This is a genomic window from Marinobacter orientalis, assembly GCF_004792665.1.
GTDB lineage: Bacteria > Pseudomonadota > Gammaproteobacteria > Pseudomonadales > Oleiphilaceae > Marinobacter > Marinobacter orientalis.
Genome location: NZ_SRZX01000001.1, coordinates 1,609,453 through 1,622,368 on the forward strand (window position 1 = coordinate 1,609,453; position 12,916 = coordinate 1,622,368).

At 58.2% G+C, this 12,916-nt stretch carries 14 protein-coding genes; 4 read left to right on the plus strand and 10 right to left on the minus strand.

The window, feature by feature from the left end; translation table 11 throughout:
- Positions 1 to 74: 74 nt before the first annotated feature.
- The 9 genes from DIT72_RS07435 to DIT72_RS07470 all read right to left on the minus strand — a co-directional run bounded on the left by DIT72_RS07435 (position 75) and on the right by DIT72_RS07470 (position 7,503).
- Complete coding sequence (locus tag DIT72_RS07435; RefSeq protein ID WP_135954519.1) at positions 75 to 326, minus strand: sulfurtransferase TusA family protein; 252 nt, start codon at positions 324 to 326, stop codon at positions 75 to 77.
- Positions 319 to 444: a hypothetical protein gene (locus DIT72_RS18475; RefSeq protein ID WP_265937496.1), complete on the minus strand. Its 126-nt coding sequence runs from the start codon at positions 442 to 444 to the stop codon at positions 319 to 321. Before DIT72_RS18475 ends, DIT72_RS07435 begins: the two co-directional genes overlap by 8 nt.
- Positions 441 to 1,622: a formate dehydrogenase subunit gamma gene (locus DIT72_RS07440; RefSeq protein WP_135954520.1), complete on the minus strand. Its 1,182-nt coding sequence runs from the start codon at positions 1,620 to 1,622 to the stop codon at positions 441 to 443. Before DIT72_RS07440 ends, DIT72_RS18475 begins: the two co-directional genes overlap by 4 nt.
- A 90-nt stretch (positions 1,623 to 1,712) precedes the next feature.
- Complete coding sequence (gene fdh3B, locus DIT72_RS07445; RefSeq protein ID WP_135954521.1) at positions 1,713 to 2,321, minus strand: formate dehydrogenase FDH3 subunit beta; 609 nt, start codon at positions 2,319 to 2,321, stop codon at positions 1,713 to 1,715.
- Between the two features lie 15 nt (positions 2,322 to 2,336).
- Positions 2,337 to 5,222 (minus strand): formate dehydrogenase subunit alpha, encoded by a 2,886-nt coding sequence (locus DIT72_RS07450; protein WP_135954522.1) that lies wholly within the window; start codon positions 5,220 to 5,222, stop codon positions 2,337 to 2,339.
- Between the two features lie 89 nt (positions 5,223 to 5,311).
- A complete protein-coding gene (locus tag DIT72_RS07455) occupies positions 5,312 to 5,503 on the minus strand; it encodes a twin-arginine translocation signal domain-containing protein (protein WP_135954523.1) in 192 nt (63 codons plus the stop codon).
- A 41-nt stretch (positions 5,504 to 5,544) separates the two neighbouring features.
- On the minus strand, positions 5,545 to 6,156 hold the full coding sequence (locus DIT72_RS07460) for a TorD/DmsD family molecular chaperone (protein WP_135954524.1): 612 nt from the start codon (positions 6,154 to 6,156) through the stop codon (positions 5,545 to 5,547).
- Between the two features lie 133 nt (positions 6,157 to 6,289).
- Complete coding sequence (locus tag DIT72_RS07465; RefSeq protein WP_135954525.1) at positions 6,290 to 6,925, minus strand: DUF3306 domain-containing protein; 636 nt, start codon at positions 6,923 to 6,925, stop codon at positions 6,290 to 6,292.
- A complete protein-coding gene (locus tag DIT72_RS07470; protein ID WP_135954526.1) occupies positions 6,925 to 7,503 on the minus strand; it encodes a DUF3305 domain-containing protein in 579 nt (192 codons plus the stop codon). Before DIT72_RS07470 ends, DIT72_RS07465 begins: the two co-directional genes overlap by 1 nt.
- 145 nt (positions 7,504 to 7,648) lie before the next feature.
- On the opposite strand from DIT72_RS07470, the gene DIT72_RS07475 reads away from it, so the two are divergent.
- The 4 genes from DIT72_RS07475 to DIT72_RS07490 are packed head-to-tail and all read left to right on the plus strand — an operon-like array spanning position 7,649 to position 11,667.
- Positions 7,649 to 9,628, plus strand: a complete 1,980-nt coding sequence (locus DIT72_RS07475) for a 4Fe-4S binding protein (protein WP_135954527.1) — start codon at positions 7,649 to 7,651, stop codon at positions 9,626 to 9,628.
- 19 nt (positions 9,629 to 9,647) lie between these two features.
- Positions 9,648 to 10,493 (plus strand): Mrp/NBP35 family ATP-binding protein, encoded by an 846-nt coding sequence (locus tag DIT72_RS07480; protein WP_135954528.1) that lies wholly within the window; start codon positions 9,648 to 9,650, stop codon positions 10,491 to 10,493.
- Positions 10,490 to 11,194, plus strand: coding sequence for a biotin/lipoate--protein ligase family protein (locus DIT72_RS07485; RefSeq protein ID WP_135954529.1), 705 nt, complete (start codon positions 10,490 to 10,492; stop codon positions 11,192 to 11,194). The genes DIT72_RS07480 and DIT72_RS07485 overlap by 4 nt, the downstream gene beginning before the upstream one ends.
- Positions 11,191 to 11,667: a DUF6505 family protein gene (locus DIT72_RS07490; protein ID WP_135954530.1), complete on the plus strand. Its 477-nt coding sequence runs from the start codon at positions 11,191 to 11,193 to the stop codon at positions 11,665 to 11,667. Before DIT72_RS07485 ends, DIT72_RS07490 begins: the two co-directional genes overlap by 4 nt.
- On the opposite strand, the gene DIT72_RS07495 is transcribed toward DIT72_RS07490, so the two are convergent.
- The gene (locus tag DIT72_RS07495; RefSeq protein ID WP_135954531.1) at positions 11,668 to 12,915 is read right to left on the minus strand and encodes a molybdopterin-binding protein; all 1,248 of its coding nucleotides are present in this window, start codon (positions 12,913 to 12,915) and stop codon (positions 11,668 to 11,670) included. It lies immediately after the preceding gene.
- Position 12,916 lies beyond the last annotated feature (1 nt).

The window sequence follows — 12,916 nt, forward strand, 5'->3', positions numbered from 1 at the left end:
CTTTAACCACTCGTCGTGATCAGAAAGGCCTCATGGCTCTTTTTGCTTCGTCATGGCTTTCCCGCGAATGCCAACTATGCCAGACAGATACGATAACGGAGGACGCCAGCGTTTTCCTCGCGGATCCATTCAATCCGGTGACCGGTCAGATCACACAGTACCTGTAAATCCCGACGGCCGCTGGGGTCATCGGCAAGAAACTCGACCTGCGTGCCGCTGGGCAGATTCTGAATGCGTTTTTTTAAACGCAAGATGGGAAGAGGGCACACCAGACCGACAGCGTCGATCTGGTGTACCTCATGGTCTAACTCTGATTGATCAGTCAAGCCGCACGCTCTCACTGCTGTATTGCTCGGCTGAAGACCACCCGAACTGATCCAGAACTACCGGCGCGAGAGCGGCGATCACCAAGGCTGCGATAAATCCGGAAATCATGACTTTCACGATGATTCTCCTTTGCCTTGTCTACCCTGTTTGGCTTGAACTTCTTCTACCCACAGATCGTGGTGTTGGCGGGCCCACTCCAGATCAACCTGACCGTTACCCATGGCATCGAATGCACCTTCCATACCGACCGAACCGATATAAATATGTGCAATGATGGCCAGCATCATCAGGAACGCCACAATCGAGTGCCAGAGGTTAGACAACTGCATCTCTTCATGCGGCGCCAGGTCTGTCTGAAGATCGGTTCCCAGAATGCTGTTCACGAAGCCAAAGGTATCGGCAAACATGGGCAACTGAAATGGAAACAGCAGCGACAGGCCCGACAGGGACACTGAAAAGCCAAGCACCATTACAGTCCAGAAGATAATCTTCTGACCGGCGTTAAACTTCTTTGCTGAAGGATGACCATTGGTAAAGATGCCGCCTCCCGCCTTGAGCCACTGCCAATCCAGCTTGTTGGGGATGTTGTGCACCACCCACATGGAGAAGGTCAGCACCAGGCCGAGCATGAAGGCCCAGGAAATATTGTTGTGAATCCATTTGGAACCAATAGCCAGAGGTGCAAAGGCTTCCTGCCCTATAACGGGGATCAGGAAACTGCGCCCCATGAGGGTGATCAGTCCCGTCAGGGCCAATGCGATGAACGAGCCGGCCAGCAACCAGTGACCAAATCGCTCGATGGCCTTGAATCTTTCAATCTTGGTACCTGAAGGTCCACCCTCGATCTCGATCCTGCCGCGAACAAAGTAAAATACCACCAGCAGCAACACGAAGCCCAGGATTGCGCCACCGCCATAGCTGATGACCGGTCCTTCCCGCAACTGATACCAGGGCATGCCTTCGTCCTGGATCATAACGTCGACCGCTGGCCCGCGGACCTGCGTTTCGGGATCAAGCTCGTTGTAGCGAATGCCGCGCCAGACATCGGCGTCAGAGCGCCCTCCGAGAGTGCCCAGTTCATCCCTGATCGGCGCCGCATTGGCCGGATCACCCAGGTTTTCTGATCGGAAAGACTCGTCAATTTCCAGCTGCTTCTGACGGGCCATGATGTCTTCCAGAGTTTGAGCACCTCCGGTATCGGTCCGATCAATCGCCGGGGCCTCGTCCGCCAAGGCAGGATTAAACGCCAGTGTCGCCAGCACAAACACGGCGGCACTGCATATTTTAAGGTTCATGAGAGTACTACTCCAGCGGGATCAACATAGAGAATTCGTTGCCTCAATAAAGTCCGGGGCCCGCGAAGGCCCCGGAGCAATCAGGCTGGTTTAACTGGTCTTTTTCTCGTATGCCGTGCCCCATCCCCAGGCGCCTGCACCGAAACCACGGTTCACTACACGCTGGCGATAGATGTCTGCCACGTCGTTGCCATCACCGGCCAACAGCGCTTTAGTGGAACACATTTCTGCACAGATCGGCAGCTTGCCCTCCGCAATACGGTTGCGACCGTATTTATTGAACTCGGCGTTGGAGTTGTCTTCTTCGGGACCACCTGCACAGAATGTGCACTTGTCCATCTTGCCACGGCTGCCAAAGTTGCCCGCCTGGGGGAACTGGGGCGCGCCGAAGGGGCAAGCGTAAAAACAATACCCACAACCGATGCACAGATCCTTGGAGTGCAACACTATCCCGTCTTCAGTCTGGTAGAAGCAGTCAGTGGGACAGACGGCCATACAGGGCGCGTCTGAACAGTGCATGCAGGCCACCGAGATCGAACGCTCGCCAGGTTTGCCATCTTCGATGGTCACCACGCGTCGACGGTTGATGCCCCAGGGGACTTCATTCTCATTCTTACAGGCCGTTACGCAGGCATTACATTCGATGCAGCGTTCCGCATCACAAAGGAATTTTGCGCGTGCTTGTCCTTCAAGTGCCATTTTGTACACCTCTTGTTATGCCGGCATAATCGAACACAGGGTGGCTTTGGTCTCTTGCATCTGCGTGACCGAGTCATACCCGTATGTCTGAATCGTGTTAGAGGATTCGCCCAGGACATATGGGTCAGCGCCCTCGGGATACTTGTGCCTTAAATCCTTACCCTCGAGATGTCCGCCGAAGTGGAAAGGCATAAAGACCACACCTCTGCCAACGCGCTCGGTGATCATCGCCTTTACCCTGATGCGACCGCCCTCAGGGCCGGAAACCCAGACATCGTTGCCGTCACGAATGTTCAGGTTATTCGCATCGTACGGATTCACCTCAATGAACATATCCTGCTGCAGTTCCGCCAACCAGGGATTTGAACGCGATTCGTCACCCCCACCCTCGTATTCAACCAGGCGGCCTGAAGTCAGAATGAGGGGGAATTCCTTGCTGAAGTCGTTCTTCTGAATCGACTCGTACAGCGTCGGGACGCGCCAGAAGTGCTTGTCTTCATAGGTCGGATAATCTTTGACCAGATCGCGACGACTGGTGTACAGCGGCTCGCGGTGAAGCGGCACTGGATCCGGGAAGTTCCAGACCACAGCGCGCGCTTTGGCGTTGCCGAAGGGGGCACACTCGTGCTTGATTGCAACGCGCTGTATGCCGCCTGAAAGATCAGTCTTCCAGTTGGTTTCGGGGCCTGCAACCGCGTCAATACTGGCACGCTCTTCGTCCGTAAGATCGCCGTCCCAGCCCAGATCCATCAGCATCTGCATGGTGAATTCCGGGTAGCCGTCCTTGATCTCCGAATTTTTCGAGTAGACGCCTTCAGCAAGCAGGTTCTCGCCGTCGCGCTCGACACCAAAACGGGCACGGAAAGTGAGTCCGCCCCTGGACACCGGCAATGACATATCGTACAGGTTCGGTGTTCCCGGGTGGTTCATCTCGGCGGTACCCCAGGATGGCCATGGCAGGCCGTAAATATCACCGTCACAGGGCCCACCCACGGCACGCAGGGTCGTCTTGTCAAAGTGGTGCTGGTTCGCCATGTGTTTTTTCAGGCGCTCGGGCGACTGACCGGTATAGCCGATGGTCCACATGCCGCGGTTGAATTCGCGGGTAAGGTCCTCGACAACCGGGATGTCACCTTCCACGGCAATGTTGCGGAACATGCGATCGGTGAAACCGAACTTGTCAGCAAACAGCTTCATGATCTCGTGATCGACCTTCGAGTCAAAGTTCGGCTCGATGACCCTTTCACGCCACTGGAGCGATCGGTTGGAAGCGGTTACTGAACCATGGGTCTCGAACTGGGTTGTTGCCGGCAACAGGTAGGCGCCGTCCTTACGATCGTGCAGCACCGCTGATACGGTGGGGAAGGGGTCCACTACCACCAGCAGGTCCAGTTTTTCCATGGCTTCCTTCATTTCAAGCATACGGGTCTGCGAGTTGGGCGCGTGGCCCCACAGAACCATTGCCCGGGTGTTATCGGGCTGGCCCAGGTTTTCCTTGGCTTCCAGAACACCGTCGATCCAGCGGGATACGGGAATGCCCTTCTCGTTCATCATGGCCTTGGACTTGCCGTTTTTGTCCCACACGGCAAACCGGCCTTTCAGCCAGTCCTGGTCTTCCTCCCAGACGCGGGCCCAGTGAGCCCAGGCGCCAGCGCTCAGGCCATAGTAGCCTGGCAGGGTATCGGCCAGGACACCCAGGTCAGTGGCACCCTGAACGTTGTCGTGGCCACGGAAGATGTTGGTGCCGCCGCCGGAGACGCCCATATTGCCAAGTGCCAGCTGTAATATGCAGTAGGCGCGCGTGTTGTTGTTACCATTGGTGTGCTGGGTGCCACCCATGCACCAAATGACAGTGCCGGGGCGGTTATTGACCAGGGTACGCGCAACGCGCTCAAGCTGCGCACCCGGGGCGCCGGTGACGCGCTCGACTTCTTCAGGGTTCCAGCGCTTCACCTCTTCACGGATGTCGTCCATACCGTACACCCTGGTGCGGATGAACTCCTGGTCTTCCCAGCCGTTTTCAAAGATGTGCCAGAGCAGGCCCCAGACCAGCGCGACGTCTGTGCCCGGCCGGAAACGCACATACTCGTCAGCATGGGCGGCAGTACGCGTGAAACGCGGATCACAAACGATGAGCGGCGCGTTGTTTTCTTCCTTGGCCTTCAGAATGTGCAGCAGCGACACCGGGTGCGCTTCCGCCGGGTTGCCGCCGATCACGAAGATCGCCTGGGAATTGTGGATGTCGTTGTACGAGTTGGTCATCGCACCGTAGCCCCAGGTGTTGGCTACGCCGGCTACCGTCGTTGAGTGACAGATCCGGGCCTGGTGGTCGACGTTATTGGTGCCCCAGTAGGCAGCAAACTTACGGAACAGGTAGGCCTGTTCGTTGGAGAACTTTGCACTTCCCAGCCAGTAGACGGAGTCCGGACCGCTCTCTTCGCGGATCTGCAGCATCTTGTCGCCGACCTCGTTGATCGCCTGTTCCCAGGAGATCTTCTGCCACTCGCCGTTGACCATTTTCATGGGGTATTTCAGGCGTCGTTCACCGTGACCGTGCTCTCGCACCGAGGCGCCCTTGGCGCAATGAGCGCCCATGTTAAAAGGGCTGTCCCAACCGGGCTCCTGGCCGGTCCATACGCCATTCTGAACTTCGGCCTCGACTGTGCAGCCGACAGAGCAGTGCGTACACACTGTCTTTTTATGAACAACTTCGCCACCCGCTGTTGCCGGGTCCGCCGCTTCGACGCGCGTCGAAGTCATCGACAAAGCCGCCAGCCCGCCCACGGTAACCCCGGAGGCAGTGAGAAACCCCCGGCGGTCCATAGTTTTCGCAGCGAGGGATGAAAGCAAAGATCCCGCACGGGAGCCTTTCGCTACCCCGTTGGTTTTCTTCCTTAACATGTCACTTACCTCTCTCTTTTTTTATTCTCGTTTTCCTGGAGCTGCGGTCACCCAAGAGCCTTTCGCAACCTTGAATGACTCACGATTCCTCAGAAGCGAGCCGATTCCAGATATTTACGTGTGTGCTCAGTGTCACGTAGACCGCTGCTTTTGGGGGCGTCCTGTTTGACGACCCTGGCTGCGGCGTTCGGTGCTACTGCCACGGCAACCGCAGCTGGAACTGCCGTTGCTGCCATCCGCAAGAAACTGCGGCGGCTGTTTTCACGCTTTTGGTTGTCCATAGGACACCTCCACCTGAGTTAAGGGGTCGGGTAGACCCCGGTTATTGAAGTGCAAACGCTTCAGCTTCCACGGTCATGAACGCCCGCCCCAGCGAGCCCACAGGAGAGTAGAAGATCGCGTTTTGCGCTCTCTCCAAATCGGTAAAAAACAACTCCGCCCACTTTGCCAGGTGCGCGTCAAAAAAGGCTTTTTGGGAAGACAGGTCGCTGTCGCACGCAAAATCGCCCGCAATAATGCCCGCCATGATTTCACACAGCGTGCCCATATGATCTTCAGGTTCTTTGACGTCGTCGCTGGTCTTGATGCCCCTGGTCATGAGATCACCACGCAGATGCGCAAGGGGCTTCTCATTCAGAAAACCGGTGAGGTAATAACTCGCGTATGGCAGCAGTTCGCCACGGCCGACTCCGATGAACAGGTTGTTGTACTCACGCCTGGCGTTATCAGGGGTGGTGCGTTCTGCCAGGGCAGCCAGGTTTCTGGAGGCGGACCCCAACGTGGTGTCATCACCCTGCAAGGATGCCAACCCCTGAAGCAGCTCACTCGAAGGTGGGCCACCCAGCAACACCCCCAGCAACTGATACATTTGGGCTCGCGCGCGCTCTTCTTCGGTGATCGAGCGAGGGCACTGGATTTCAGCAGTGTTGGCCAAGTCTTTGTCCTTACTGTTATTGTTCGGCGTGTTATTTGTTGGCGTACTCTGAATTACTATTTATTTATATTTTTTTTCCATTATTATTTATAGCCCCGATCTGACTCCGGCGCAACCGTGCTTCCACACGCTATTACGTGAAACGCATCCGCGGTCGATAGCGCGGTGCGGGTTCCACTTCATCGTGGCTAACCACAGCTTCGGCATGGAGAGTGTTGGCCGAGGACTCAACAGCGACTTGGGGCTCTGTTCCCTCAGGAGGCAGCTCACTCTCGGCCACCTCTGCCTCTACGGGGATAGCAGTTTCCGAAGCTTCGGCCTGGCCCCGGATTTGCTCCGCGGCCTGCTCATCAACCTGCTTGTCGGCCCCCGCGGTTTTATCAAACATGCCCTGGCCCACCCTGTACAGGGTCTGCACGCCGTTGACTGTTGTTGCAGCGTTAGAGAAATCTTCATCGTAATCATTGAGACCGTCCAGCACCGCCAGAACGGGGTTGGACTTCCAGAGCGAGCGCAGGGCCTTGCGGCGCAGGAGTTCAGGAATTTCTTTTCGCATGAACCCGGTGATATCGGTGCCGATTTCGATGGCATCCGGGTCAGGCAAATCGTACTTCGCCAGCACCGCTTGCTCAGGCAAGGTCTCGTTAACGGCGAGTTCCTGCTCCTGGGGTGATGGCTCGGGCTCAACGGCCGAGGGCGGGGCGGGATCAGCTTCTTTGAGGGCTCCGGTTTTTTTGCGCGACCAACGCTGCAGGCGTGACTCGGCCATTAGTGCACTCCCGGTTTTCTGATGCTGGAGGGTGCACGGTAAACGTCGCTCTGCTGACGGATACGCGCATCACCCTTGCCGTCCTCGGTACCATCAACACGGATCTCGTCGCGACGGCGTTTCTTGAAGGGTTCTTCGATATAGTGCATATCGACAAATTCTTTGATCCAGGCCGCCAGGGACTCGGGAATCGGAACCGCTTCGACGATGCTTTCGCCGCTGTCCAGGGCGTCCAGCGCCTCATGGGCGCTGGCGGTAACCGCGCTGACAACCCATCCTGACGGAGACAGGCTGGTCTGATCCTTATCCATGACAACCCACACAGAGGGAGCGGTCATATTCAGGGACACGAGGTAACCTTCGACATCGGCCCGAAATAATTCCATTGCCACAGTGCCGGCGTGGTAATCGACCACTTCGCCGTCCCGCACGAGCTCTTTCCAGAACGCCTCCGGTGCCCCGGGGATGACCGCCACCGGTTTCCAGATATCCCGCGCCCACTGTGTCACGCCGGGTGTCCGGCGAACGACGGCACCGACTTTTAACTCGCGCTTCCAACTACTTATGTTACGGCTCATGGCAGCTCTCTTTTTTTATGAAGTTAGCAGAGCACAAACAATTATCCAATTATCCAATTGTCGAGTGACAAACGGATGTGGCATCCTCAACCAGTAATGATAAACACGCATAGGTATAAAAATAACTAAAAGAGTCAAAATTCTGATGACGGCACCCAAAACCCTACTGTTATGCACCTGCGATAAAACTCAGTCTTTTAGTCCCGAGGCACTGCAGACAGCGGCGGCAGCTGAGCAGGTGATCGTGGTGGATCAACTGTGCGGCACAGATATGAAAACTGCCGTCGAGCACATGGGCGGCAGTGGCGAGTTGCTTGTTGCCTGTGGCCAGCAGGCCGCGCTGTTTGAGCGCCTGAAAGAAGATGTGCACACTGAAATCCAGCACTCCGCTGAGCTGAATACCATCGATATCCGGGATCGTGCTGGCTGGAGCGCATCGAGCGCAAAGCCCAGGCGCATACACGCCAAGCAAGCGGCCTTGATGGCCGCTGCCCAGCTACCGGCGTCAATGGCGCCCGCCAAAACCATTCAGTCCAGTGGCGTATGTTGTATTGTCGGCCCCACCGAGCAGGCCGTCAGAATGGCTGAGCTGGTGCAGGACGATCTGGGCGTTACCTGTATCGTGAATGATGCAGGGCCCATACAGCTGCCCTCCGCTAATTACGACATGGCCCGGGGCCGGTTGACGGGTGCCCGTGGCGCACTGGGCAACTTCGAACTGGAGTTTGCCCAGTTACAGACTCTGAACCCGGCAGGTCGTGGTGCCCCTGGTTATGGCGAGGCCAAGGCCACCGCCCGCAGCGAGTGCGATGTATTCATCGACCTGCGCGGCGGCGCGCCAGCGTTTCCCAGCTACCAGAAACGCAACGGTTACTTCTGGGCTGATCCGGCCAGGGCCGGAGAGCTGGAGCGTATCGCTCTGACTGCCAGGGAGCGGGTCGGTGAGTTCGAGAAAACCGTGTATTTCAACCTGGAAACCTCGCTCTGTGCACACTCACGGGCGAACCAGCCCGGTTGCACCCGCTGCCTGGACGTCTGCCCCACCGAGGCGATTTTCTCCTTCGGGGAGCACGTACAGATTGATTCTGATATCTGCGCCGGCTGCGGGTCCTGTGCGGCAGTCTGCCCGACCTCAGCCGTGACCATGAATGAAACCCCCTTCGAGGCCCTGACCCAGGCCATGGCGGTTATGGCCAGGGTCTATCGCGAGCATACCGACGAAGCTCCGCGCCTGGTTTTCCATACCCTGGGTGCTGGCGCTGACAACATCGCCTTCCTGGCACGATACTACGACGGACTGGCGGACGATCTGATACCGCTGGGGCTGGAGCATGTCGATCGTGTCGGCCACGCCGAGATAATGGCGGCCTTTGGCGCAGGCTACGCCGAAGTGCTGGTCCTGGCGGACAACGAGATAGACCGCCGTGCGGTTACTGCGGAAGTTGAATTGGCCCAGGCCATGCTCAAGGGTACGCAAAACTCCCCCGGCCGGGTCCGGGTGATCGCAGCCGAAGAACTCGGCGCGGCCGGAGACAACGCCGGGAGAGTGAGCGATCCGGTTCTGCTGGTCGGCGGCCGCCGCGATATTACGCGGGTCACTGTCGGCGCGATGGCGGACAAGGTCGAAGCGCCGATCCCCCTGCCGAAGGGCGCACCATACGGCGCGATCGAGATCAACTCCGACAAATGCACGCTCTGTCTGGCCTGCGTATCGCTGTGTCCCACCGGCGCCCTCGGCGACCACCCGGATCGGCCAGAGGTTCAGTTCACGGAAAACGCCTGCGTTCAATGCGGCGTTTGCGAGAGCACTTGTCCCGAGACAGCGATTACTCTGATTCCCCAGCTGGATTTGTCGAAGGACGCGCTGAGTGCCCGGGCGTTGCATGGCGAAGAACCGTTCGAATGCATCAAATGTGGCACTCCCTTTGGCGTGGCCAGCACGATTAACCGTATCGTGGAAAAACTGGAAAACCTGCACTGGATGTACACCAACTCTGATAACGTTCAGCTCATCAAGATGTGTGACGACTGTCGGGTCAAGGCCCAATTCCACGGGGATAATGCGTCCATGGCGGCGAGCGGGCGTCCTCGGGTTCGCACCAGTGACGACTACCTGGACAGCTAAAAAGCAAACAGGATACAACATGGTTCAATATACTGAGGTTGGAAAACCCAACCTGATCGGTACTGACGCGCCCCGGCCGCAGGATAAAAACCCCAAGGGGATTGATCGCATCATCGCCATTGCTTCGGGCAAAGGCGGCGTCGGCAAGTCCACAGTGGCATCCAATCTGGCTGTCGCGCTGGCCTCGAAAGGTCTTAAAGTGGGCCTTCTGGACGCCGACGTCTACGGCCCCAGCCAACCCCGCATGATGGGTGTTTCCGGGCGGCCATCCAGTCCCGACGGGAGTACCATACTGCCGCTGCGTAATCATGGCGTGACCCTGATGTCCCTGGGGCTGATGACCCCGGATGGTGAAGCCATCATCTGGCGCGGGCCTATGCTGATGGGTGCCCTGGAACAGATGATGAATCAGGTGGACTGGGGCCGGCTGGACGTGCTGCTGGTGGACCTGCCCCCGGGCACCGGGGACGTGCAGATGACCCTGAGCCAGAAGTTCTTTGTGGCAGGTGCCATTGTGGTCTCTACCCCCCAGGACATTGCCCTGATGGATGCGCGCAAGGGCATCGACATGTTCAACCGGATGGATGTGCCGCTGTTCGGCCTGATTGAAAACATGGCGTCCTTTGTCTGTGACGGTTGCGGTAAAGAGCACCACCCCTTTGGATCCGGGGGCGCCCGGACTGAGGCAGAAAAGCTTGGGGCGCCGTTCCTGGGTGAAATTCCACTCGATCTGGATATTCGTGTGGGTTCGGACGGTGGTGTTCCGATTGTGGTTTCAAAACCGGAAAGCCCTCAGGCCCGGTCCTTCCAGCGTATCGCCGATGAAATTATCGCCTCTGACGCCTACGCCCGGGCCATTCTATGATCGAGTCGCCTCAATTCCCGCCACTATTCTCGGGCGAAGCAGTGCCCAAACACACGGATCCTTTTGATAAGGCCGTCAGCCAGGCCATTGCCGGGGTCGATTCGGGGACAATTTTTTACTCCGAGGCGGCCGACACCCTGCGTGCCGCCCTGGTGCTGGCGCCGGAAACGCCTTTGGAAGAGGCTATTCAGGCCGTTTACGTTGCCCAGATAGGCCTGGCGGAGAGTCTGGGCGCACTGGCTCCACCGGAAGTGCCGGTGCATTTTCAATGGCCCGATCGCATCAAGATCAATGGCGCGGTCTGCGGTGGCGTTCGCTTTGCAGCGGATGTGTCAGATCCCAAGGCGTATCCTGGTTGGCTGGTCATCGGTATCGATGTACCCTTTATACCGGCGAGCGACGAGCCAGGGAAAAACCCCAATAAAACCTGTCTGCTGGAAGAAGGTTGCGGCGAAATCGAGCCCATGGCGCTACTGGAAAGCTGGTCCAAGCACACGCTTCTGTGGCTGAACTACTTCATGGATAGCGGGTTCGAGCGCGTGCACAACGAGTGGCGGCCGCGCTGTGACACCCTGGGCAAAGAGATCGACCAGCCAGCGTCCGGCATCTTTGTCGGGCTGGATGAAAAAGGCCGGATGCTGTTGCGCCAGGGCCCCATGACCGAAACAGTGAGTTTGATTGAATTCGCGGAGCACACATGAAACTGGCCCGAACCCTGCGACTGGATATATCCGATGAAAATGTGTACGAAGTGCCGGCCCCCAGCGGCGAATGGGCAATTTCGGGCGGGTTTGAATTCTCCAACTGGACCGAAGCGGAGCTGAAGGGCAAGGCTCGTCAGGCCTTTACCAACGGTTGGTACAGCGTAGAGTCCGGCGGCCGCGCCAGTTTCGTTGGCGTCTGCAACATCACCGAAGCCGAACTGGAGCAGCTGCGCCAGACGCTGGCGCAAACCTTCGTCGAGTGTTACGGCGCGCCGGATGTTGACGCAGCCTACCCTGTTGCCTGTGAAGAAATCGACCAGATGCGCAATATGTGTGAGGACTTCGAGGAGAACACCCTGCTAATGGTCAGCCGTACACTGACCGGGCTGGGTGTTGAGGAAACCTACCGCTCGCGAGCCCCGCAAGATGCCTCGTTAGAGGCCTTTGCAGTGCACGGCGGCTATGAGTGATTACAATCCGAAGCTGGCGTAGGGGATAAACCGCACGGGGGTTCCCGGCTCTATCTGCTGAGCACTCTCGCCCAGTTCCACCATACCCTCCGACCAGGCCAGACCGGTAACCCGGCCCGAGCCTTCAGAACCGAATACCTCAACCTCGCCGTTACGGATCCGGGCGCGCAACATCTCGCTGCGCCCCGGCTTCTTGTTTTTAGAAAAACCGGCGGGCATGAGATAGCCCTGGGGTTCGAACCACTCACCCCCAGCCAGGAGCGACATCGCCGGAGCGCCAAAACGCAGTGCGCAGACCCAGGCTGCAACCGGATTTCCCGGCAACCCCACCACGGGCGTCCCCTGGAACATGGCCAGCGCCAGGGGGCGGCCGGGCTTGATCGCGATGCGCCAGTTGCTGATGTCACCATGGGCCTTCAGTATTTTCGACACATGATCTTCGTCCCCTGCGGAAACACCGCCACTGGTCAGGATCAGGTCGCACTGCTCAGCCCCCCGTTCCAGTGCCGTCCTGACTTCCTCGGGGCGGTCGAGCACATGGCCGAGGTCCACCAACTGATAGCCAAGCTGCGTGACCAGAGCACTCAGCATCGGGCGGTTGGCATCATAAATTTGCCAGTCAGTGACCGCTGCACCGACAGGTTTCACTTCATCACCGGTGGACAGGACTCCGACGCGAAGCCGCTGATAGACATCGACCGACTCGACCCCGACACTGGCGAGGACTGAAATCTGGGTGGGCGTCAGGCGGGTTGCCATGGTGAGGATTCGATCCTGCGCCTTGATGTCCTCACCGGCTTTACGTGCGTTGGCTCCCGCTTTCAGCGTGCCGTTCAGATGTAGCTGCTGGTCTATGACTTCGCAGTCTTCCTCCAAAACCACCGTATCAGTGCCTGCCGGGATAACCGCTCCGGTCAGGATCCGGATAGCGTGGCCCTCGGGCACCTGGTCGGTGTACGGCGCCCCGGCGGCACTGCGGCCTTCAACCAGAGGCACGGTGCAGGGAACCCGGCTTATGGGTCCGGCAAGAGCATAGCCATCGACCGCGGAATTGCTGCTGGGGGGATGAGCGCGAGGCGCATAAACGTCACTCGCCAATATCCGGCCATTCACCTGTGACAGCGGGACAGCGCGATCTACGCCCACCACTGGATGCAAACGTGTACGTAAGCGCTCCAGGGCCTCATCCACCGGCGTCCAGTTAACTCCGGGGGGCAGGGCAAAACAGTCGTTACGAAGCTCGTTCATG

Excerpts from the sequence above, each read along its gene's own strand:
- DIT72_RS07485 (WP_135954529.1), top strand. The coding sequence starts at position 10,490 with ATGATCGAGTCGCCTCAATTCCCGCCACTATTCTCGGGCGAAGCAGTG.
- DIT72_RS07465 (WP_135954525.1), bottom strand. The coding sequence starts at position 6,925 with ATGGCCGAGTCACGCCTGCAGCGTTGGTCGCGCAAAAAAACCGGAGCC.
- DIT72_RS07475 (WP_135954527.1), top strand. The coding sequence starts at position 7,649 with ATGACGGCACCCAAAACCCTACTGTTATGCACCTGCGATAAAACTCAG.
- DIT72_RS07470 (WP_135954526.1), bottom strand. The coding sequence starts at position 7,503 with ATGAGCCGTAACATAAGTAGTTGGAAGCGCGAGTTAAAAGTCGGTGCC.
- DIT72_RS07450 (WP_135954522.1), bottom strand. The coding sequence starts at position 5,222 with ATGTTAAGGAAGAAAACCAACGGGGTAGCGAAAGGCTCCCGTGCGGGA.
- fdh3B (WP_135954521.1), bottom strand. The coding sequence starts at position 2,321 with ATGGCACTTGAAGGACAAGCACGCGCAAAATTCCTTTGTGATGCGGAA.
- DIT72_RS07495 (WP_135954531.1), bottom strand. The coding sequence starts at position 12,915 with ATGAACGAGCTTCGTAACGACTGTTTTGCCCTGCCCCCCGGAGTTAAC.
- DIT72_RS07440 (WP_135954520.1), bottom strand. The coding sequence starts at position 1,622 with ATGAACCTTAAAATATGCAGTGCCGCCGTGTTTGTGCTGGCGACACTG.
- DIT72_RS07455 (WP_135954523.1), bottom strand. The coding sequence starts at position 5,503 with ATGGACAACCAAAAGCGTGAAAACAGCCGCCGCAGTTTCTTGCGGATG.
- DIT72_RS07480 (WP_135954528.1), top strand. The coding sequence starts at position 9,648 with ATGGTTCAATATACTGAGGTTGGAAAACCCAACCTGATCGGTACTGAC.
- DIT72_RS07490 (WP_135954530.1), top strand. The coding sequence starts at position 11,191 with ATGAAACTGGCCCGAACCCTGCGACTGGATATATCCGATGAAAATGTG.